This is a genomic window from Streptococcus sp. Marseille-Q6379 (assembly GCF_965119505.1).
The window spans coordinates 486,227-507,012 of the sequence record NZ_CBCPLV010000001.1; the positions used below are offsets into that span (position 1 = coordinate 486,227).

19 protein-coding genes are annotated in these 20,786 nt (G+C 41.1%); 17 read left to right on the forward strand and 2 right to left on the reverse strand.

Annotation, left to right across the window (positions count from 1 at the left end; genetic code table 11):
* Positions 1–251 precede the first annotated feature (251 nt).
* From glyS to ACWPVZ_RS02455, 3 genes are all read left to right on the forward strand, one after another.
* Entirely contained in the window at positions 252–2,288 is a 2,037-nt protein-coding gene (gene glyS, locus ACWPVZ_RS02445) for a glycine--tRNA ligase subunit beta (RefSeq protein WP_454380703.1), read from the forward strand.
* 33 nt (positions 2,289–2,321) lie between these two features.
* On the forward strand, positions 2,322–2,579 hold the full coding sequence (locus ACWPVZ_RS02450) for a DUF896 family protein (protein WP_002886085.1): 258 nt from the start codon (positions 2,322–2,324) through the stop codon (positions 2,577–2,579).
* A gap of 167 nt (positions 2,580–2,746) precedes the next feature.
* Entirely contained in the window at positions 2,747–4,138 is a 1,392-nt protein-coding gene (locus ACWPVZ_RS02455; protein WP_414341299.1) for an amino acid permease, read from the forward strand.
* A gap of 71 nt (positions 4,139–4,209) precedes the next feature.
* On the opposite strand, the gene ACWPVZ_RS02460 is transcribed toward ACWPVZ_RS02455, so the two are convergent.
* A complete protein-coding gene (locus ACWPVZ_RS02460) occupies positions 4,210–4,845 on the reverse strand; it encodes a nucleotidyltransferase (protein WP_414341298.1) in 636 nt (211 codons plus the stop codon).
* Between the two features lie 305 nt (positions 4,846–5,150).
* On the opposite strand from ACWPVZ_RS02460, the gene ACWPVZ_RS02465 reads away from it, so the two are divergent.
* Complete coding sequence (locus ACWPVZ_RS02465; protein ID WP_454380706.1) at positions 5,151–7,052, forward strand: beta-glucoside-specific PTS transporter subunit IIABC; 1,902 nt, start codon at positions 5,151–5,153, stop codon at positions 7,050–7,052.
* A 36-nt stretch (positions 7,053–7,088) separates the two neighbouring features.
* Here the strand turns inward: ACWPVZ_RS02465 and ACWPVZ_RS02470 are convergent, their stop codons facing one another.
* Positions 7,089–7,847 carry a peptidylprolyl isomerase gene (locus ACWPVZ_RS02470; protein ID WP_021144561.1) on the reverse strand — a complete coding sequence of 253 codons (759 nt, stop codon included), beginning with the start codon at positions 7,845–7,847 and terminating at the stop codon, positions 7,089–7,091.
* Positions 7,848–8,134: 287 nt separating this feature from the next.
* Between ACWPVZ_RS02470 and ACWPVZ_RS02475 the strand changes: the two genes are divergently transcribed.
* The 13 genes from ACWPVZ_RS02475 (at position 8,135) to ACWPVZ_RS02535 (ending at position 20,720) form a co-directional block, all read left to right on the forward strand.
* Entirely contained in the window at positions 8,135–9,520 is a 1,386-nt protein-coding gene (locus ACWPVZ_RS02475; RefSeq protein ID WP_454380708.1) for a hypothetical protein, read from the forward strand.
* Positions 9,521–9,854: 334 nt separating this feature from the next.
* The gene (locus ACWPVZ_RS02480) at positions 9,855–10,361 is read left to right on the forward strand and encodes a hypothetical protein (RefSeq protein ID WP_454380710.1); all 507 of its coding nucleotides are present in this window, start codon (positions 9,855–9,857) and stop codon (positions 10,359–10,361) included.
* A 397-nt stretch (positions 10,362–10,758) separates the two neighbouring features.
* The gene (locus ACWPVZ_RS02485; RefSeq protein ID WP_454380712.1) at positions 10,759–10,995 is read left to right on the forward strand and encodes a hypothetical protein; all 237 of its coding nucleotides are present in this window, start codon (positions 10,759–10,761) and stop codon (positions 10,993–10,995) included.
* 21 nt (positions 10,996–11,016) lie between these two features.
* Entirely contained in the window at positions 11,017–11,484 is a 468-nt protein-coding gene (locus ACWPVZ_RS02490; protein ID WP_454380714.1) for a helix-turn-helix transcriptional regulator, read from the forward strand.
* 86 nt (positions 11,485–11,570) lie between these two features.
* On the forward strand, positions 11,571–11,900 hold the full coding sequence (locus ACWPVZ_RS02495) for a hypothetical protein (RefSeq protein WP_454380716.1): 330 nt from the start codon (positions 11,571–11,573) through the stop codon (positions 11,898–11,900).
* A 217-nt stretch (positions 11,901–12,117) separates the two neighbouring features.
* Complete coding sequence (locus ACWPVZ_RS02500; protein ID WP_454380718.1) at positions 12,118–13,356, forward strand: CD20-like domain-containing protein; 1,239 nt, start codon at positions 12,118–12,120, stop codon at positions 13,354–13,356.
* Between the two features lie 115 nt (positions 13,357–13,471).
* Positions 13,472–14,377, forward strand: a complete 906-nt coding sequence (locus ACWPVZ_RS02505) for a LysR family transcriptional regulator (RefSeq protein WP_245084418.1) — start codon at positions 13,472–13,474, stop codon at positions 14,375–14,377.
* Between the two features lie 8 nt (positions 14,378–14,385).
* A complete protein-coding gene (gene lspA, locus ACWPVZ_RS02510) occupies positions 14,386–14,847 on the forward strand; it encodes a signal peptidase II (RefSeq protein WP_037602007.1) in 462 nt (153 codons plus the stop codon).
* Entirely contained in the window at positions 14,831–15,721 is an 891-nt protein-coding gene (locus tag ACWPVZ_RS02515; RefSeq protein ID WP_454380721.1) for an RluA family pseudouridine synthase, read from the forward strand. Before lspA ends, ACWPVZ_RS02515 begins: the two co-directional genes overlap by 17 nt.
* 220 nt (positions 15,722–15,941) lie before the next feature.
* Positions 15,942–16,463, forward strand: a complete 522-nt coding sequence (pyrR, locus tag ACWPVZ_RS02520) for a bifunctional pyr operon transcriptional regulator/uracil phosphoribosyltransferase PyrR (protein ID WP_002890254.1) — start codon at positions 15,942–15,944, stop codon at positions 16,461–16,463.
* A gap of 776 nt (positions 16,464–17,239) precedes the next feature.
* Positions 17,240–18,517: a uracil-xanthine permease family protein gene (locus ACWPVZ_RS02525; protein ID WP_048676126.1), complete on the forward strand. Its 1,278-nt coding sequence runs from the start codon at positions 17,240–17,242 to the stop codon at positions 18,515–18,517.
* A gap of 24 nt (positions 18,518–18,541) precedes the next feature.
* Positions 18,542–19,468, forward strand: a complete 927-nt coding sequence (locus tag ACWPVZ_RS02530) for an aspartate carbamoyltransferase catalytic subunit (RefSeq protein ID WP_454380724.1) — start codon at positions 18,542–18,544, stop codon at positions 19,466–19,468.
* Positions 19,469–19,631: 163 nt separating this feature from the next.
* Positions 19,632–20,720 carry a carbamoyl phosphate synthase small subunit gene (locus ACWPVZ_RS02535; RefSeq protein WP_002890257.1) on the forward strand — a complete coding sequence of 363 codons (1,089 nt, stop codon included), beginning with the start codon at positions 19,632–19,634 and terminating at the stop codon, positions 20,718–20,720.
* Positions 20,721–20,786 lie beyond the last annotated feature (66 nt).

Genomic DNA, 20,786 nt, shown 5'->3' on the forward strand with positions numbered 1-20,786 from the left:
CCTAGTGAGCCCACATGGCTACCCAGAGGCAAGTCGAAGACTTGCTAAAGGGATAGGCGCCGCCGTACTGGTATATGGGGATTTTTGAAACGTTAGGTTCAAAAATCAGTTAGCTAAATCCACTTTGATGAGACTGTTGGAAATCGCTGTCAAGGAGACACCAGATTTCCTTACAGCCTCACAAAGTTAGTTAGCAACGTCCCCAGTACCTAAGGCACCTATCAAAAAAAGAATTTTGTAAAGGAAGAAACATGACAAAAAACTTATTAGTAGAACTTGGACTTGAAGAGTTGCCAGCCTACGTTGTCACACCAAGTGAAAAACAACTCGGGGAGAAAATGGCAGCCTTCTTGGATGATAACCGTCTCTCATACGAAAGCATTCAAACCTTCTCAACACCACGCCGTTTGGCAGTCCGTGTGATTGGTTTGGCTGATCAACAATCCGATTTGACCGAAGATTTTAAAGGCCCTTCTAAGAAAATCGCTTTGGATGCAGAAGGTAACTTCTCAAAAGCGGCGCAAGGATTTGTCCGTGGGAAAGGCTTGACTGTTGACGATATCGAATTCCGTGAAGTTAAGGGTGAAGAATACGTTTACGTGACGAAACATGAAGCTGGAAAACCTGCTAAAGAAGTCTTGGCTGGCGTTCCAGAAGTGCTTGCTTCATTGACTTTCCCTGTCAGCATGCACTGGGCTAACAACACATTTGAATACATTCGCCCAGTTCACACCTTGACAGTTCTTTTGGGCGACGAAGCGCTTGACCTCGACTTCTTGGATATCAAGTCAGGTCGTGTGAGTCGTGGACATCGTTTCCTTGGACATGAAGTGGAAATTACCAATGCGGATTCTTATGAGGAAGACCTTCGTACTGTTTACGTGATTGCGGATAGCAAAGAACGTGAAAACATGATTCGTGAGCAAATCAAAGCTATCGAAGCAGAACAAGGTGTTCAAGTCCAAATCGAAGAAGGACTTTTGAATGAAGTCTTGAACTTGGTCGAATACCCAACTGCATTTATGGGAAGTTTCGATACTAAGTATTTGGACGTTCCAGAAGAAGTCTTGGTGACATCAATGGAAACGCACCAACGTTACTTTGTTGTACGTGACCTTGACGGTAAGCTTAAACCAAACTTCATCTCAGTCCGTAATGGTAACGCTGAGCACTTGGAAAATGTTATCCGAGGAAATGAAAAAGTATTGGTGGCCCGTCTTGAAGATGGTGAATTCTTCTGGCGTGAAGACCAAAAACTTAAGATTGAAGACCTCGTTGCTAAATTGGCTAACGTGACTTTCCATGAAAAAATCGGTTCTCTCTCAGAACACATGGCCCGTTCTGGTGTCATTGCCGCGTCATTGGCTGAGCAAGCTGGTTTGACCGCCGAAGAAACGGCAGCCGTAGCGCGTGCAGCTGAAATCTATAAATTTGACCTCTTGACTGGTATGGTCGGAGAGTTCGATGAATTGCAAGGAATCATGGGTGAAAAATACGCCCTCCTTGCTGGTGAGGATGCTGCGGTTGCGACAGCTATCCGTGAGCACTACCTTCCTGATTCAGCAGACGGAGCTCTTCCAGAGACTAAGGTTGGTGCCATCCTTGCGCTTGCAGATAAATTGGATACTCTCCTTTCCTTCTTCTCAGTTGGCTTGATTCCATCAGGTTCTAATGACCCTTATGCGCTTCGTCGTGCAACGCAAGGGATTGTTCGTATCTTGGATGCTTTTGGTTGGCACATCCCTATGGATGAGTTGATCGACAGCCTTTACGCCCTTTCATTTGATAGTCTTTCTTATGACAATCAAGCAGAAGTCATCAACTTCATCAAAGCGCGTGTGGACAAGATGATGGGACGCACATCAAAAGATATCAAAGAAGCCGTTCTTGCTGGTTCAAACTTCGTGGTTGCGGATTTGCTTGAAGCAGCTGACGCCCTCTCAGAAGCTGCTAAGGCTGATGGTTACAAGGCAGCTGTTGAATCACTCTCACGTGCCTTCAACTTGGCAGAAAAAGCAGATGCTTCAGTAGCAGTTGATGCCAGTCTCTTTGAAAATAATCAAGAAAAAGCCCTTTCTAAAGCAATTGAAGAGCTTGAATTGACTGGTTCAGCTAGTGACAAATTGGCTCAGCTCTTTGCTCTTAGCCCAGTCATCGATGCCTTCTTTGACAACACGATGGTAATGGCAGAGGATGAGACTGTTAAAAATAACCGTTTGGCCCTTCTTGCAGGTCTCGTAGCGAAAGCTAAAGCTGTTGCAGCCTTTAATCAATTGAATACAAAATAAGTACCTGTTGACAGGTAGAAAGTAGGTCTTGTTATGACACCTGAAAAAATTGCTCGTATCAATGAGCTTGCCAAAAAGAAAAAAACAGAAGGCTTGACACCAGAAGAAGAGGTAGAACAAGCAAAACTTCGTGAAGAATACATTGAGGGTTATCGTCGCTCAGTTCGTCACCACATCGAAGGAATTAAAGTGGTTGACGAAGAAGGTAACGATGTGACACCTGAAAAACTACGTCAAGTCCAACGTGAAAAAGGCTTGCATGGTCGTAGCCTTGATGATCCTGAATCATAATAACTAGTAACAAGGGTTTGGAAGTTTTCCAAGCCCTTGTTTTGAAGTATAAAATTCTGAATATTCTGTATAATATTGACCAATTATTTCAAAAATGGTACAATATAAGTTATGTTAAAAATTGCAGGACTCAATGAGTCTTGCTTAATAGAATTGGAGTGAAAAAAATGTCGCAAAAGCAACATCATAAAGACGACGACAACCAGACTGAGAATGGGATGGTGCGTGGTCTTCAAAACCGTCACGTCCAGCTGATTGCCATCGCTGGTACAATCGGTACAGGTCTCTTCCTTGGGGCAGGGCGTTCCCTTTCCCTAACAGGACCTTCAATCATACTTGTTTATATGCTGACAGGTGTCTTCATGTACCTCATGATGCGAGCTATCGGTGAGATGCTCTACATGGACCCGGACCAACATACCTTTATTAATTTTATTACGAAATACCTTGGTAAAGGCTGGGGATTCTTCTCAGGTTGGTCTTACTGGGTATCACTGGTATTTCTTGGTATGGCAGAAATTACGGCTGTATCGAACTATGTGCAGTTTTGGTTTCCAAGTTGGCCTGCCTGGCAGATTCAGATTGTCTTCTTGATTATCCTGAGTTCGGTTAACCTGATTGCGGTTAAGATTTTCGGGGAAGTTGAGTTTTGGTTTGGGATGATCAAGATTGTCACCATTCTTGCCTTGATAGCTACAGGGATATTTATGGTAGCAACTAACTTTGAAACGCCAGCTGGACATGCTAGTCTTAACAATATCACACAAGGTTTCCAGATGTTCCCTAAAGGTTGGGTGAGCTTTGTTATGACCTTCCAAATGGTCTTCTTTGCCTACCAAGCCATCGAATTTGTAGGGATTACAACATCTGAGACAGCAAATCCACGTAAGGTTTTACCAAAGGCAATCAAGGAGATTCCGATTCGTATTGTCATTTTCTATGTGGGTGCCCTCATTGCCATCATGGCTATCTTCCCATGGCAAAAACTCCCAGTTAATGAATCACCCTTCGTAACGGTCTTCCAAATGGCTGGTATCAAGTGGGCAGCGGCTTTCATTAACTTTGTTGTTTTGACAGCAGCGGCTTCATCATTGAACTCAACGCTTTATTCTACAGGTCGTCACCTTTTCCAAATCGCTAGGGAAACACCAAACAGTAAGGTTATGAAAGCTTTGAAACTTGATACCTTGGCCCGTAATGGTATTCCTTCACGTGCTATCATTGTTTCAGCCATTGTAGTTTGTGTTTCAGCCTTCATCAACGTCTTACCTGGTGTATCTGACGCCTTCGCTTTGATTACCGCATCTTCATCAGGTGTCTACATTGCCATCTATATTTTGACCATGCTTGCTCATCTCAAGTACCGTAAGTCTCAAGAGTTTATGGCAGATGGCTTCCTTATGCCAGCCTATAAGATTCTTAATCCATTGACTATCCTTTTCTTCATCTTCGTCTTTGTTTGTCTCTTCTTGCAAAAGTCAACAGTTGTCGGAGCTATCGGAGCAACCATCTGGATTGTAGTGTTTAGTATCTACAGTAACTGGAAACACAGTAAATAAATCGATTTAGCTCACCTTTATGGTGGGTTTTTTAGTTGCCAAAAAAGGACACAAGGTGTCCCAATTATTATCTATGCAATACTTTCTTGGCTTCCATGGTGAAAGAAACCACTTAAGAGGCCCTTACTACGATGGAAAATAGCAGGCTTGTGATCGTTGTGCGAACGACCATTAACATCAAGTTTAGCCCATTCAAGAGCCTGGTGGGCATTTCGGTCTGAGACTGTAGATGTCCCAATATAGCTATAGATGCCTGCTTGAGCGAGAATAAAACCTTGCAGTTGGCGAATATGTTCATCATTGAGTGCTTCGGAAAAAAGAATCTTTACTGTCTTATAAGTTAAAGATTGGACAGACTCAACGATAGGTGAATCTGCTAAGAGGTGCAAAAGTTCTTGATGCTTAGTAAAGGACTTATCATAGTCCATTGGAAGAATTATAGTATGGGTAATCCAATCTTCCAAGTTGGCTTTAGCCTTTTTACTAAGACCTCTTGCTGTGATACTAAGGTTATCTATATTGAAAGGAAGTTGGTCGATGTGAGCGGTATTTGAACCATATACCTTTCTGAAAAGCGGTGTACTTGATAGAATATGTCCAGTAGGAGAAGTAATAGCTAAGGCAGTTTCCTTGGTTTGGTAACCAAGCTCGTGGCATTCCATGCTAGCGTATGTATCTTTAAATTCAATAATTGCACTTGTTTTCATCGTGTAACTCTCTTTCTGTTAGTTTATAAACTAACAATAGTTTATCATGACTTATTATCTTGGTCAAGATTTTACCTCAAAAAACAAAAAATAATTTTGTAAGGGCTTGCAAAAATATTTGAACTCTGATATTATATAACCATAGCAAAAGGATTGTTACTGGTCAGCAGGCAAAACCTAGATAAATACGAAAAACTAATGGGAGTAGTGTATACTCGCCCTAATTGGTTCTTGGTATTTATTTAGGTTTTTTTCGTTGAAAAAGCCTCGAAAGAACTAAAATCCTAGAAAAGAAAGGAGCCCTTATGGCTAAATATACTGAATTAGCTGAAGACATTCTCAAACATGTTGGTGGTAAGGAAAATGTCAATAGCTTGAAACACTGTGTGACACGCTTACGCTTTGATTTGAAAGATGAGTCTAAAGCAGATGATGACTACCTTAAGAACCGTGACGGTGTTGTTACTGTTGTTAAGGCAGGTGGTCAATATCAGGTGGTTATCGGTAACCATGTCCCTGATGTTTATGCGGAGGTTCTCCAAGTTGGCGGTCTTCCAGCAGGTGGTAGTCTTGATATTGATGAAGGTGATGCGCCTAAAGGGAATCTTTTTGACCGCTTTGTATCTTTGGTTTCAAGTATTTTCCAACCTTTCCTTGGACCTTTGGCTGCGGCGGGGATTATCAAAGGGATAGTTGCTATCATGGCAGCTTGTGGCTTGTCAGTTGCAACGAGTCCTATGTATGTCATCTTGAATGCAGCAGGAGATGGTTTCTTCCAGTTCTTGCCAATCTTAATTGCTTTGACATCTGCTCGTCGTTTCAAGGTTAACGAGTTTACAGCTATTGCGATTGCAGCGGCACTTGTTTATCCTGATATTGCTACGCTGGTGACTGCTCTTCAAAAGGCTGGTCAAGGTCATGTTCTAGGAGTTATTCCATTTGCGCTTCCTGCAGGTGGCTATCTCTCAACTGTAATGCCTTCTATCTTGGCCGTTTGGGTGGCTTCATACATTCAAAAATTCTTTACCAAGATTACTCCAGATGTCATTAAAGTCTTCGTAGTACCCTTCTTTACATTACTCATTACTGTCCCATTAACATTCTTGGTGGTAGGACCAGTTGCCAATACTTTCTCTGATGGATTGACAAGCCTTTTCCAAGCAATCATGAATTTTAGTCCGATTGTCTTTGGTCTTATACTTGGTATTTTGTGGCAAGTCTTGGTTATGTTCGGAATGCACTGGGCACTTGTTCCCCTTGCTATCTTAGATGTGGCAACAAACGGAAGTTCTACTATTCTTTCAGCGGCTATCCTTCCATGTTTCACGCAAACAGGTGTGTTGGGAGCTATCATGCTTAAGACAAAAGAAGAAAAAGTCCGTACCATCTCTATGCCAGCCTTCATTTCATCTATTTTTGGGGTTACAGAACCGGCTATCTATGGGGTAACCCTTCCAATGAAAACGCCATTCTACATTTCATGTGGTGTTTCAGGACTTATGGGGGCTGCCATGATGGCCCTAGATATTAAGACGTATTCAATAGGTGGTCTGGGTGTCTTTGTCTTCCCAAGCCTTATTGGGCCTGACGGTAATCTTTCTAAAGTTATCATTGCCATTGTCATTGCCATTGTGGGTGGTGTTCTTGCCTTCCTCATCCAACTCTTTGTACGAGTACCAAATCTATACGGTGGTGGAGAAGCTAAGGTTGAAGAAAAAGCTGAGGAAGCTGCACCTGCTCCTAAGGAAATTCAACAAGAAATCATTGCTAGCCCACTTATTGGGAATGTCGTACCACTTGACCAAGTTCCTGACCAAGTCTTTGCTTCAGGAGCTATGGGTAAAGGTATCGCTATTGATCCTACCGATGGTGTTGTTGTTGCACCAACTAAGGCAACGGTGAATTTAGTCTTTCCTACTGGTCATGCGGTTGGTTTGACAACTGAAAATGGTGCAGAGCTTCTCATCCATATTGGTATGGACACTGTTTCTCTTGCTGGAAAAGGGTTCAAGACCTATGTGAAAGCAGGGGATGTCGTAGAAGCGGGTCAAAAACTTATAGAATTTGACCTAGCAACTATCCGAGATGCTAAATTACCAGTTATCACACCAGTCATTGTAACCAATACAGCTGACTTTGATGATGTCTTAACAACTAAAGAAGCTCGTGTTAACACTGGTGATTATCTCCTCACCGCTGTTAAATAAAAAAGAAATCCGAGAATCAGCTTCTCGGATTTTTGTTTATTTGAATTTGTAGTCTTTAACGACTTCAACGGAATTGACCGTTACATTTTCTTTTGGTTTGCTGTTGTCATCGACTTCAAGGTTGCCAATGGTATCAACGACATCCATGCCTTTGATGACTTGACCAAAGACGGTATATTTAGTATCGCCAGCTGGGTAACCACCTTTTTTGTAGGCGTCAATGATAGGTTTTGGATAGCCAGCATTTCCTAGCTGTTTGCTTTGATCATCCTTGTTTTGAACAATGTAGAATTGGCTGCCGTTTGACTCTTTAGCACCAGTATTAGCCATAGCAAGTGCGCCACGGATGTTGTATAGGAATGGTGTAGGCTCAACAGCGAACCCTTTCTTCCAGATAGATTCTCCGCCAGTACCGTCACCCTTAGGGTCACCACTTTGAATCATGAAGTCCTTGATAACACGGTGGAAGGTAAGACCATCGTAGTATTTATCCTTGGCGTGCTTCAAGAAGTTTTCAGAAGCCTTAGGAGCAAGTGTAGGGAAGAGTTTGACTGTGATATCCCCCTTTGAAGTGTGGAGGATAACTTCAGCTTCGTCCTTACCAACCTTGTCTGACAACTGTGGAAAGGCATCTTTTCCAGATTTTTGAGCCTTTTCTAATTGTTTAGTGAATATCTTGTTATCAACGTAGGCATCTCCACGAACGGCGCGTGAGATGTTCTCACGAAAGGCAAAACCTAGGCCTGCGATAACAAGTACAATAATTAATGGAATGTACTTTTTAATGTTTTTCATATATAACTCCTTTGGTGCATTATACCTACTATTGTAGCAGAAAAAAACCTTTTGGGAAACGGTTAACAGAGGTCTTTAAATATGGTAGAATGGAACTATCAACAAGAAAATGAACACGGGACTAGATATAGGGAAAGGTTGCCTCAAGTTATAAAGTGAGGTCGGACTTTTTAAGGGACATATGCTACTTGCTCTTATCAGAGAGAGGTGTCTAAATCCAAACTATAGAAAACTTCGCCAAGTCGAAGGGACCTCTTGTTTAGATTTCTTGATAAAAGGAGATTTTTATGTCAACTAAAGCAGAATGGGCTGAACTCTTTGAGTCGGTACATGGGCGTAAACCTAGCCCCCAAGAATTTTTGGACGCTAAAGCAGCTGACTTTGATACTAGCGCTTTGACTGCTCAAGCAGCATCTGTAGAAGCACCAGCTAATGAACCTGTCGCTGAAGAAGTAGCGACAGAACCAGTTGCTACTGAAGAAGTCACAGAACAAGATGACATCGCAGATGTGGCTGAAACAGCTGAAGATGCTGTCGCAGAACAAGCAAGCAGTGAATCACCAGTTGGTGCAGAAGCTTTCTCAGAAGCACCTGTGCAACAACCAACCCCACAATTTGATTCAAGCATGTTTGAAAAGGCACCTATCTCTTCAGCTCAAGGATTTGGAACAGTTCCTAATCCAGCAGCAGCTGGCTCAGCAGATAAACCTCTTTTCAATCTTATCTTGCCAATCGTTGCGATTGCACTTTCAGTAATCTTTGCAATCTTGGCATGGTTCGTAGGTCCTGCTTGGCTCTTCATCATCTTGACAGTCCTCGCAGTTGCGGTGGCAGTTGTTTCACTTGTCTTTAGCCTTAAATCAAGTAAGAAATTGCTCTCAATTATTGCAACAGGTGTTGCTGGTCTCATGCTCTTTGTTTCTATTGGTGGTTTGATTTTCCAAATCTCTCAAAACGCTAGTGACAACACAAGCTCAAGCAAGACATCAAAAGTTGCTGATAAAGATGATGATGACGCTGACAAGAAAGATGATGACAGCGATTCAAAATCTGACTCTAAATCTGATTCTAAATCTGATTCAAAAGGTGATAGCACTGACGTCAACGATTACATTGACAAAAATGCTAAATTTGACTGGAATGAATCTAAGTTCAAGAAGTTGAAAGCAGGTAAGGATACCGTTAAGTCTATCATCAAGACTTATGGTAAGGCTTCTGATGCACAAATCTCTGGCGATGAGATGAAGTTGAATTACTCTGGTAAAGACTATGGTGAAAGTGTTTACCTAAACTTTAAGAAACAATATGACGGTACTTTTATCTTGTCATATGCTTCAGGTAGATTCCCTCAAGATAAGGTAGAAGTTGATCGCTCTTACAAAGCTGACTGGACAAAAGAACAGTTTGATGCTCTCACTAAGGGTGATTACACTGATCCATCAAACGGTACGAAACTTGAAGATATCGTTAAGGATCACCCTAAAGCTTCAAGTGCAGAATACACAATCTCAACATCTCGTCAAGGTGAATTCAAAAAAGAAATGAGCATTTCTTATAGTGACTATGAGGCTGGAGATGGTAAACTCAAGAGTGTTTACTTGTCATTTGATACCAAAGAAGATGACGATACGTTCTACCTTACTTATAAATCAGGTCCAGATGGCGAGGATTAATTAAGGAACAGGAGGGGAAACCTTCCTGTTTTTTCTTGATAAAAGGAGAAAACTATTGAGATTTTTAAATTATACATTCGAGCAAAGTCAGTCTCTTGTCACTAAGGAGACCGTAGAAAAGCTCAATCAAAAAGGAAGCTGGAAACGATTTATTGGCTTGTTTATCACTTCAATTGTTATTTACTTTTTCTCCATTGCCACACCCATGTTTATAAAAGGATTGACGCTTGATCAAAATCCAACATTTTCTTGGATTCAGTGGCCAATCATTCTTTTCTATGTAGTCATGTATTTGGTCTATCTTTTCTTTTCGATTAAGCACAGAAGAAGCCCGATGAAACTAAAATTTTGCACCTACTTTTACATGGTAGTCTTACTCGCTATCTTTACGGTATGTGCTGGTATAATGATGATGACACGACGAAATATTGTCAGTATACTATCGGGAGCTATGTTTCTTCTTTCCATTTATTATTTGATTCGAACGGTTCCCCGTAAACTGAAAGAAGCTCTTCAAAATCAGACAGAGTTTAGCCCTATGGTAGCTCTTGTGACTGAAAAGATTTCAGATGGCTTGGTCTTTTTAGGTGGAACGGGGATTACAGCTGGGCTTGTACTCTTTGACCGCTCCACAGGAAGTGACACTAGAGGGAGCATTGATGCGGTGTTGATGCCTATCATGCCTGCCATATTTGTCTTTGCGACTTATGTCTTTTCCATTGATTTGCTACGAGGTTATTACCTCTTCAAATACTCTGAGCAATTTAGAGAGCAGTTTGACTACTCAGCTAAGGATTGGTATGGCGTGAAATCGAAGGAGTATAGGAGGATGTTTGGTTAGGGGACTTCGAGAAGCCTAACAGTTTTTGAAGTAAATTATAAGATTGATGGAAACGTAGCAAAGACTACTCAAAGTTAATGAAAGTGTAACTACAAAAGTATATACTTCAAAATATGATGGTCGCAGTCCAACGTTTTGGTCTCGAAGACAAACAGAAGTTTATGTAAATATAGACTTTAAAATAGTATGGCTTAATTATTATAAAATTTTACTGTCTTTAGATTTTAATGTACTACCATTTCGTACTTTTAAGAGGTACTATTCTCCTCGTTGCGTAATGACTTGGAGCGTTGCACCATAGTTTCTAAGGACGTTGCGCATATTGTACTATTCGTTGCGTGCTTTTAGTCATGGGTCTTGATAAATTTAAAGTAACAAATTTGAGGAGGTATTCTTAATGTTACAATTTATTAAGAAAAACAAAACTAATTTTATATGGGTGCTTATTTTTGGATTAATGGGACTGATACTGAGACCTTTAGTTAATTTATTGGTTAATTTATCAAACGAATATCCGTGGGTTACGAGAATTTTACTGTTTCTATTACTTATTGCCGTTTACTTTATTCATAAACATCCTCTCTATATAATATTAATAGTAATTTTGCTAGCAGAACCTTTTATCAAAGAATAGAAATAAGCTAGGGGTATTAAAATGGACATTGCTACGTTGATTAAAGAATATAGAACTAAAACAGGTATGACTCAGCAAGAACTTGCAGATAAAGTATTTGTTACTCGTCAGACCATTTCTAAATGGGAATTAGGAAAAAGTGAACCTGATAATGTTTCACTGGAACTATTATTTAAAGAGATGAATATTGAAAAAGAATCTCAAAAAGATATTAAAGCTAATTTAATTAGCAGAAAAAATATTTTACTTGCAATAATTGCCGTTTTATTCTCTCCATCGATACTTATTATTAGACTATTGGTAGTTAAAATAGGCAGGATAGAAAATAAAAGATTAGTCATTTTGATTAATACCTTTCTCTTTGTAATAATTGGCATTTATATGAAGAGTTTAAAGGATAATGTATACTTTGGTTTCTTGGGAATTATTGCAATATCTTATAGCCTTTATAGTTTTTATAAGCTTAGTTTGGAAATCAAAAAGGATTAGATACCTAGATATACATATAAATATAAAAAACTACTCTTACTAATACTAGACTGTATATATGTGCAAGATTTCTAAAGGATGGAGTTATGTCAGTAATCTACTCAAAAGTAAAAATGTCAAATAATATTTTTGAAGCTTATAGATTGGTAAGAAACTTTATGAGTATACCAATTGGAGAGGTAAAAAATAGGATTCAAAAGGGAGAAGTTTTATTAGAATGTAATTTTCTAGATTTAGAGGAATTAATAAAAATGAGGACCTTCCTAGAAAGTCTTGAAACATTAGGTGCACAAATATATTTATACGAAGGAAATCACGAAGTAAGTATGGAATTCCTTAGTAATACAATCGAGTCATATAAGGGTATTGCTGAAGATAGAGAAAAGATAGATGAATTGATGTTATCTGATGAGTAATAAATAAACCATAATGTGAATTGCCCCCAAAAGTGTGACAGAAAAAATCTAACTTTTTGGGGTAGTTTCTTTTCTTCTTCCATCCATTTTCATAATGTATTATGTCACTAAAGCACATCAGGCAGTCTCAAAAAATTATCTCTTATATCCGACCTTATTTTCATAAGACCAGATTAAAGTATGATAAAATAAAGAAAAAGAGATAAAGGAGTCAGCTATGGCAACTAGAGAAGAATGGGTGCGTCACTTTGAGGACGTCAATGGTCGTAAACCAAGTCCTGAGGAGTTTATGGAAGCTAAGAAAGAGGGCTTTGTCATTGCTTCGGAGGAATCAACTGTCCAAGTGTCTGAGCAGGTTGAGGCTCAGCAGGTGGATAGCTCTGAAACTACTGAAGAGGTGACAGCTGACTCAGTAGCAGATACGCAACCAGACGAAGTTCAGGTGACATTAGAGGAGGAGGCTCCTAATCACATGCCTGAGTTGAATCTGGAGAAAGAGCAAGAAAAAGAAGCTCCAAAGGCAAGTCAGATACCTTTGGAAAACCCTTATTACAAGCCAAAAGTAACCAAGAACAATGCTTTTGTTAATATTGCTTTGCCAATTATTATCCTAGTTTTGGGGATGCTATTTGTCATTTTGTCTTGGACGCTTCCTATCGGTTTTGTCTTTACCTTCCTTGCTTTCTTCCTTATCATTTTGGCTATTGTGACTTTGGTTTTGAGTCTGAAGTCGACACGCAAGGCACTATCTATTATTGCCCTAGTCATGTCAATCATCTTCTTTATGACTTCGCTTGCTGGAGCAGGTTATCAAGCGGTGAAATATGTCATGAACCATGCTGAACAGTTCCAAAGTGAAGGTCACGATAGAGCTTATCTGTACATCGATGAGAATTATAAGTTTGACTGGACTGAGGATCAGTTTAAGGAGTTGAAGGTTGGTACTTTGACATTGGATGAGGTCTTGGACGCTCACGGTAAGGCGACTGATGCCGAGTATAGCAAGGCTTACGAGGAAGATAAACCAGATTTGCTAGACCTCACCTATAGAAAAGAAAACACAGATGGAAACAACTATGTGCGTTTGACTTTTGAGAAAAAAGACGGTGTCTATGTTTTGAAATCTGCCTCAGCAACCTTCGACTATGATAAGGTCAAAGAAGTCGATGACTATCATAGCAACTGGACAAAAGATGACTATGAAAAGTTGGCTGTAGGTACACAAGCTGATTTGCTTAAGGGGACACGACTTTCTGAAGTGGTTGAAAAACACCCAGAGGCTAGCTTCACTTATCATGAAATGACACAAACTGAACAGGGCGATCTCACTCAGTCAGTGAGTCTTAGCTACCGTGATTATAATCCAGAAAATGGTAAGGTAGATACTGTTCGTTTGACCTTCGACTATGACAAACGTGAAAACGAGTACTTCTTGACAGACAAATCAGACGAATAGGACTACTTTGTTAGTCATTTAAGCTCAGGGTTGCCTGGGCTTTTTAGTATCAACAAAAGAGGATAAAATCTGGTATAATAGAACTGATTGATTTTTCAAGAAAGAAGTGTCACAGATGAACATACAACAACTACGTTATGTCGTAGCCATTGCCAACAGCGGAACCTTTCGTGAGGCAGCCAGCAAGCTCTTTGTGAGCCAGCCTAGCCTATCAGTGGCTATCAAGGATTTGGAGCAGGAGCTGAATTTTCAAATTTTCACCCGTACAACGACGGGGGCTGTCTTGACTAGTCAGGGCATGACCTTTTACGAACGTGCACTTGAGGTGGTACGCAGTTTTGATAGTTTTGAAAATCGCTATCTCAATGCTTCTGAAAAGGGTAACCAGTATTCGATTGCCAGCCAGCACTATGACTTTTTGCCACCTTTGATTACGACTTTTTCAGAGCGCTACCCTGATTACAAGGATTTCCGTATCTTTGAGTCTACGACCATTCAGATTTTGGATGAGGTAGCCAAGGGACACAGTGAGATTGGGATTATCTATTTGAATCGTCAAAATAGCAAGGGAATCCAGCAAAATATGGACAAGCTTGGGCTTGAGGCTATTGATTTGATTCCGTTTAAGACGCACATTTATCTCCGTAAGGGGCATCCTCTGGCTAAAAAAGAAAGTCTGGTCATGGAGGACTTGGTGGCCTTGCCTACGGTACGTTTCACTCAGGAGAAGGACGAGTATCTTTACTATTCTGAGAACTTTGTGGATACGTCAGATTCGTCTCTTATGTTTAACGTGACAGACCGTGCGACTTTGAACGGTATCTTGGAACGGACGGATGCTTATGCGACGGGGTCTGGCTTCTTGGATGCACAAAGTGTGAATGGGATTACGGTGATTCCGCTTGAGGATAATTTGGATAACAAGATGGTTTATGTCCGTCGTAAGGGTATTAACTTGTCGTCTTGTGCTCTCAAGTTTGTCAATGTTATGTTTGACTACTTTGATACATACAAACCATAGGAGGATTTATGCGTAAGGTTGCGATTCCTTTGGCTATTCTAGCTCTGATTGGTTTGGATCAGTGGGTCAAGCATTGGGTTGTGGCAAATATTGCCCTTAACCAAGTTATCAAGGCTATTCCTGGACTTTTCAGCTTGACCTATCTACAGAACCGTGGTGCTGCCTTTTCGATTTTACAGGATCAGAAATATTTCTTTGTGATTTTGACGGTTCTAGTGATTGGTGCGGCTCTGGTTTATCTGGTTAAGAATTATCAGAAGAGTCTTTGGCTGGTGCTATCTTTGGTTTTGATTATCTCAGGTGGTATTGGTAACTTTATTGACCGTCTGCACTTGGGTTACGTGGTTGATATGGTTCAGCTTGATTTTATTGATTTTGCGATATTTAACGTGGCAGACTCCTATCTAACGGTGGGCGTGCTACTCTTGATTTTAATCTTATGGAAAGAGGAAAATGGAAGTCATCATTAAAGAGGCGGGAAACCGTCTGGACAAGGCTTTGGCAGATTTGACAGAATTGTCACGTAGTCAGGCCAATGAAGCAATCAAGGCTGGGACAGTCTTGGTTAATGGTAAGTCGGCAAAGGCCAAGTATGCGGTTAAAGAGGGTGATGTCATCACCTATGAATTGCCAGAAGAAGAGGTCTTGGAATACAAGGCTGAGGATATTCCTTTGGATATTATCTACGAAGATGCGGATGTGGCAGTGGTCAACAAACCTCAAGGCATGGTGGTCCATCCTTCAGCTGGTCACACGTCTGGTACCTTGGTCAATGCCCTTATGTATCATGTCAAGGACCTCTCGTCTATCAATGGTGTGGTTCGTCCAGGGATTGTCCACCGTATCGATAAGGACACGTCAGGCCTTCTAATGATTGCTAAGAATGATAAGGCCCACAATGCTTTGGCGGCGGAGCTTAAGGATAAGAAGTCCCTTCGTAAGTATGTGGCTATCGTGCATGGCAATCTGCCTAACGATCGAGGCGTGATTGAGGCTCCGATTGGGCGCTCAGACAAGGACCGCAAGAAGCAGGCGGTTACAGCTAAAGGAAAACCTGCAGTTACACGATTTACCGTTCTTGAACGTTTTGGCAACTATACGTTGGTAGAGTTGCAACTGGAAACAGGTCGCACGCACCAGATTCGTGTGCACATGGCTTATATCGGTCACCCGGTGGCGGGAGATCCTCTTTATGGGCCACGCAAGACCCTCAAGGGCCATGGCCAATTTCTACATGCCAAGACCCTTGGTTTCACGCATCCTACGACTGGAGAATTGGTCGAATTTACAGCGGAAGAACCTGCTATTTTCAAGGAAACCTTGGATAAGTTGAGAGAAGTTTAACAGTTATTAAACGGATAGTCTTTCTTGGGAGAGGCGTCCGTTTTTTTCTTGTAAAAGAGTCTGAAATTTGCTATAATTTACCTAATTAAATAAGTCCTTTAATCACTGTCCAGAGAGGCAGGCAAGGAGCCATGAGAAGTGTACGGGTGAACTGTACTCATATTTTTGTGTATCTCCTTGTTTTCGAGGGGATTTTTTTGTATTTAGAAAGGTTCTTTTTATGAAGAAAAAAGAAATCGTCGATGACGTAACCATGAAACGTGCCATTACACGTATCACTTATGAGATTATTGAGCGTAACAAAAATCTCGACAAGATTGTCTTGGCTGGTATTAAGACACGTGGTGTTTATATTGCTCAGCGTATCCAAGAGCGCTTGAAACAGTTGGAAAACCTTGATGTGCCATTGATTGAGCTTGATACTAAGGCTTTCCGTGATGATGTTAAGGCTGAACAAGACACATCTGTTTTTCCTATTGAAATTGATGGAACGGATGTTATCCTTGTGGATGATGTGCTTTACACAGGTCGTACTATCCGTGCAGCTATTGACAATATCGTTAGCCATGGACGTCCAGCGCGTGTTGGTTTGGCTGTCTTGGTTGACCGTGGTCACCGTGAATTGCCAATCCGTGCTGACTATGTTGGTAAAAATATCCCAACAAGTGAGTCAGAAGAAATCGAAGTTTTGGTGACAGAAGTTGATGGCAAAGATAGTGTCAACATTATTGATCCAAGCTAAGTTGGCTGACAGATAGGGTGAAACGCCCTTTGTATCTTGTTAATTGAACACGGGCTAAGAGCTGTGTAAAATAGATAAATCTTCCTAGAAGCTAAAGCTTCGGCGTCAGATTTCCTAATTTTACTTTGCTCTTTATACGCCCTTTGTATCTTGTTTAATTGAACACGCCCTAAGCCTTGTGCAAAAAAGATAAATATTCTTAGGAGCTGGCGCTCCGTCATCATATTTCCTATTTTTGCTTTAGGCTTTATACGGGCTTTGTATCTTGTTAATTGAACACGGGACTCATTTCTTAGGAAAAAAGATAAGTCTCCTAGCACTCTTTGGAGTGCCTTGTCGACTTCCTATTTTTCTACAGAAATGTTTAGCTACGCTAAAACGTCCCTTTGTATCTTGTTTAACTGAACACGGGCTAAGAGCTGTGTAAAATAGATAAATCTTCCTAGAAGCTAAAGCTTCGGCGTCAGATTTCCTAATTTTACTGTGCTCTTTATACGCCCTTTGTATCTTGTTTAATTGAACACGCCCTAAGCCTTGTGCAAAAAAGATAAATATTCTTAGGAGCTGGCGCTCCGTCATCATATTTCCTATTTTTGCTTTAGGCTTTAGACGGGCTTTGTATCTTGTTAATTGAACACGGGACTCATTTCTTAGGAAAAAAGATAAGTCTCCTAGCACTCTTTGGAGTGCCTTGTCGACTTCCTATTTTTCTACAGAAATGTTTAGCTACGCTAAAACGTCCCTTTGTATCTTATTTTAAGGAGTCCTTTGATATCGTGAATAACGTAAAATATGATGTGAATGATATGCCAAAACCTGGTTTATTGGTTGGTTTGTCATTTCAGCACTTGTTTGCCATGTTTGGTGCGACGGTGCTTGTGCCGATTTTGGTTGGGATTGATCCCGCTATTGCTCTTTTCTCATCTGGTTTGGGAACTTTGGCTCACTTGACGGTGACCAAGTACAAAATTCCAGCTTACATGGGGTCTAGTTTTGCCTATATTGCGGCTATGCAGACACTTATGAAGACTGATGGCATTGCGGCAGTGGCTCAAGGTGCCATGGCAGGTGGTTTGGTTTACTTGCTTGTGGCTCTGATTGTTAAGTATGCGGGTAAAGACTGGATTGATAAGGTCCTTCCACCAATTGTGGTTGGCCCTATTATCATGGTGATTGGTTTGAACCTTGCGGCTAATGCAGTCAATGATGCGACAACTTTAAATAAAAGCTATAGTATCTATGCTCTCTTGATTTCAATGGTGACCCTCTTTGCGGTTATCCTCTTTAACATGTATGGCAAGAAGATTATCGGTGTTATCCCAATTTTACTTGGTTTAATTGTGGGCTATATTTTCTCAGCGGTTCTTGGTTTGCTGACAGGACATAGTTTTATCAATTTCTCAGAGGTAGCAGCGGCACATTGGATTCAGGTTCCAAACTTTGACATTCCATTTGTGGATTATAGCTTCAAGCTCTATCCAAGTGCGATTTTGACCATGGCTCCGATTGCCTTTGTGACGATGACTGAACACTTTGGTCACGTCATGGTTCTAAACAGTTTGACTGAGCGTGATTACTTTAAAGATCCAGGTCTTGACCGTACCCTTACTGGTGATGGTTTGGCACAGATTATCGCTGGATTCTTTGGAGCTCCTCCGGTAACTTCTTATGGTGAAAATATTGGGGTTATGGCCCTCAGTAAGGTCTACTCAGTTTACGTTATTGCGGGCGCAGCAGTGATTGCGGTCTTGATGAGCTTTATTGGTAAGCTATCAGCACTCTTGCATTCTATTCCAACTCCTGTATTAGGGGGATTATCTATTGCCCTCTTTGGGGTTATCGCTGCTAGCGGTTTGAAAATTTTAGTTGAACATAAGATTGATTTTGATAATAAAAAGAATCTCTTGATTGCTAGTGTTATCTTGGTTTCTGGTATCGGTGGTTTGATGATTGACCTTGGTGGTCTTCAAATCACGGGTGTGGCAAGCTCAACCATTCTTGGTATTTTGCTCTACCAAATTTTGCCTGATCCTAAAAAGGGTAGCAAAGATTAGTCAATCAATTTAAAAGGAAAAACTATGGCGATTGCAGATGGAAAAGTGTCACTGAAGCATTTGGTGACCATGGAAACCCTCACGAATGAAGAGGTCTTGGGCCTGATTCGTCGAGGTGGAGATTTTAAAAATGGCAGAGCTGATTTCCAGCTGGATCGACAGTATTTCGCTGCCAATCTCTTTTTTGAAAATTCAACACGAACACACAAGTCCTTCGAAGTGGCTGAGAAAAAACTTGGCTTGGATGTGATTGAGTTCGATGCTGGAACTAGCTCGGTGAATAAGGGTGAGACTCTCTATGATACCATTTTGACCATGTCTGCTTTGGGCGTTGACATCTGTGTGGTTCGCCACTCGGAAGTCGATTACTACAAGCAGTTGATTGATAGTAGGACTATCCAGACCTCTATTGTCAATGGTGGTGATGGTTCAGGGCAACACCCAAGTCAGTGTTTGCTTGACTTGATGACCATTTACGAAGAGTTCGGAACCTTTGAAAATCTTAAGATTTGTATTGCAGGTGACATTACGCATTCGCGTGTCGCTAAGTCCAATATGCAGATTCTCAAGCGTTTGGGTGCTCAGCTTTATTTTGCTGGTCCTGCAGAGTGGTACTCGAATGAGTTCGATGTCTATGGTCAGCATGTGGCTATTGACGACGTCATTGAGGACTTGGATGTGCTCATGTTGCTTCGTGTTCAGCACGAACGTCATGGGGACGATAAAGGATTTTCAAAAGAAGACTACCATACTCTCTATGGTTTGACTGAAGAACGTTATGCCAAGTTAGCAGATCAAGCAATCATCATGCACCCAGCTCCGGTTAATCGTGATGTGGAGATTGCTGATAGCCTGGTTGAGGCGCCTAAGGCTCGTATCGTTGCTCAGATGCAAAACGGGGTCTTTGTCCGTATGGCAATTATTGAAGCTATTTTAAATGGCAAAGCGTAAACTACGTTAACAGATTCCTGAGAGAATCAGACGAAAAAGAACATGGGCTAAATCTTTGAAAAGAGACAAATCTTCATAGAGGTTAGAGCTTCTTTGTTAGATTTGATTTTCATTCAGATGTTTAACGCCCTTTGTATCTTAGTGAAAGGAACAATTTACTATAATGGCAAAACGTTTACTTATTTTGGAAGACGGCACTATTTTTGAAGGTCAGGCCTTCGGTGCTGATGTGGATGTGACGGGTGAAATCGTCTTTAATACTGGTATGACAGGTTATCAAGAATCTATCACAGACCAGTCTTACAATGGTCAAATTTTGACTTTTACTTATCCACTTGTTGGTAACTACGGCGTTAACCGTGACGACTATGAGTCAATTAAGCCAACGACCAAGGGTGTTGTTGTGTCAGAGGCTAGCCGTCGTGCCAGCAACTGGCGTAACCAAATGACCTTGGATGAGTTTTTGAAAGCAAAAAACATCCCTGGTATCTCTGGTATTGATACACGTGCCTTGACTAAGATTATCCGTCAACACGGTACCATGAAAGCGACTTTGGCTAATCCTGGTGACAGTATCGAGCACTTGCAAGATCAATTGCGTGCGACTGTTTTGCCAACCAACAATATTGAGCAGGTATCAACTAAGACAGCCTACCCAGCACCAGGTGTTGGTAAAAATATCGTTTTGGTTGACTTTGGTCTCAAGCACTCTATCTTGCGTGAGTTTTCAAAACGTGACTGTAACGTGACTGTTGTGCCACATGATATCACTGCTGAAGAAATTCTCCATCTTAATCCAGATGGTGTGATGTTGTCAAACGGTCCAGGTAACCCTGAAGATGTACCGTATGCACTTGATATGATTCGTGGCATTCAAGGCAAAATTCCAATTTTTGGTATTTGTATGGGTCACCAGTTGTTTAGTTTGGCGAATGGTGCCAAGGCCTACAAGATGAAGTTTGGTCACCGTGGATTTAACCATGCGGTTCGTGAAATTGCGACTGGTCGTGTTGATTTCACCAGCCAAAACCATGGTTATGCCATTGACCGTGAGACACTTCCAGATTGCCTCATGGTAACACACGAAGAAATTAATGATAAGTCAGTTGAAGGTGTTCGTCACCGTGACTTCCCTGCATTCTCAGTGCAATTCCACCCAGATGCAGCGCCTGGTCCACACGATGCGAGCTATCTCTTTGATGAGTTCTTGGAATTGATTGATGCTTTCCAAGCTGAAAAAGCACGTCGTTAATTGCAACTGTCTAGTGACTATAGTGGGGTGTGACTCTTGTTCGCCCCAGTCTACTACCTTATTTAA

Bases quoted from the DNA above. Each gene is read 5' to 3' on its own strand.
- glyS (WP_454380703.1), top strand. From the start codon at position 252: ATGACAAAAAACTTATTAGTAGAACTTGGACTTGAAGAGTTGCCAGCC.
- ACWPVZ_RS02450 (WP_002886085.1), top strand. From the start codon at position 2,322: ATGACACCTGAAAAAATTGCTCGTATCAATGAGCTTGCCAAAAAGAAA.
- ACWPVZ_RS02455 (WP_414341299.1), top strand. From the start codon at position 2,747: ATGTCGCAAAAGCAACATCATAAAGACGACGACAACCAGACTGAGAAT.
- ACWPVZ_RS02460 (WP_414341298.1), bottom strand. From the start codon at position 4,845: ATGAAAACAAGTGCAATTATTGAATTTAAAGATACATACGCTAGCATG.
- ACWPVZ_RS02465 (WP_454380706.1), top strand. From the start codon at position 5,151: ATGGCTAAATATACTGAATTAGCTGAAGACATTCTCAAACATGTTGGT.
- ACWPVZ_RS02470 (WP_021144561.1), bottom strand. From the start codon at position 7,847: ATGAAAAACATTAAAAAGTACATTCCATTAATTATTGTACTTGTTATC.
- ACWPVZ_RS02475 (WP_454380708.1), top strand. From the start codon at position 8,135: ATGTCAACTAAAGCAGAATGGGCTGAACTCTTTGAGTCGGTACATGGG.
- ACWPVZ_RS02480 (WP_454380710.1), top strand. From the start codon at position 9,855: ATGAAACTAAAATTTTGCACCTACTTTTACATGGTAGTCTTACTCGCT.
- ACWPVZ_RS02485 (WP_454380712.1), top strand. From the start codon at position 10,759: ATGTTACAATTTATTAAGAAAAACAAAACTAATTTTATATGGGTGCTT.
- ACWPVZ_RS02490 (WP_454380714.1), top strand. From the start codon at position 11,017: ATGGACATTGCTACGTTGATTAAAGAATATAGAACTAAAACAGGTATG.
- ACWPVZ_RS02495 (WP_454380716.1), top strand. From the start codon at position 11,571: ATGTCAGTAATCTACTCAAAAGTAAAAATGTCAAATAATATTTTTGAA.
- ACWPVZ_RS02500 (WP_454380718.1), top strand. From the start codon at position 12,118: ATGGCAACTAGAGAAGAATGGGTGCGTCACTTTGAGGACGTCAATGGT.
- ACWPVZ_RS02505 (WP_245084418.1), top strand. From the start codon at position 13,472: ATGAACATACAACAACTACGTTATGTCGTAGCCATTGCCAACAGCGGA.
- lspA (WP_037602007.1), top strand. From the start codon at position 14,386: ATGCGTAAGGTTGCGATTCCTTTGGCTATTCTAGCTCTGATTGGTTTG.
- ACWPVZ_RS02515 (WP_454380721.1), top strand. From the start codon at position 14,831: ATGGAAGTCATCATTAAAGAGGCGGGAAACCGTCTGGACAAGGCTTTG.
- pyrR (WP_002890254.1), top strand. From the start codon at position 15,942: ATGAAGAAAAAAGAAATCGTCGATGACGTAACCATGAAACGTGCCATT.
- ACWPVZ_RS02530 (WP_454380724.1), top strand. From the start codon at position 18,542: ATGGCGATTGCAGATGGAAAAGTGTCACTGAAGCATTTGGTGACCATG.
- ACWPVZ_RS02535 (WP_002890257.1), top strand. From the start codon at position 19,632: ATGGCAAAACGTTTACTTATTTTGGAAGACGGCACTATTTTTGAAGGT.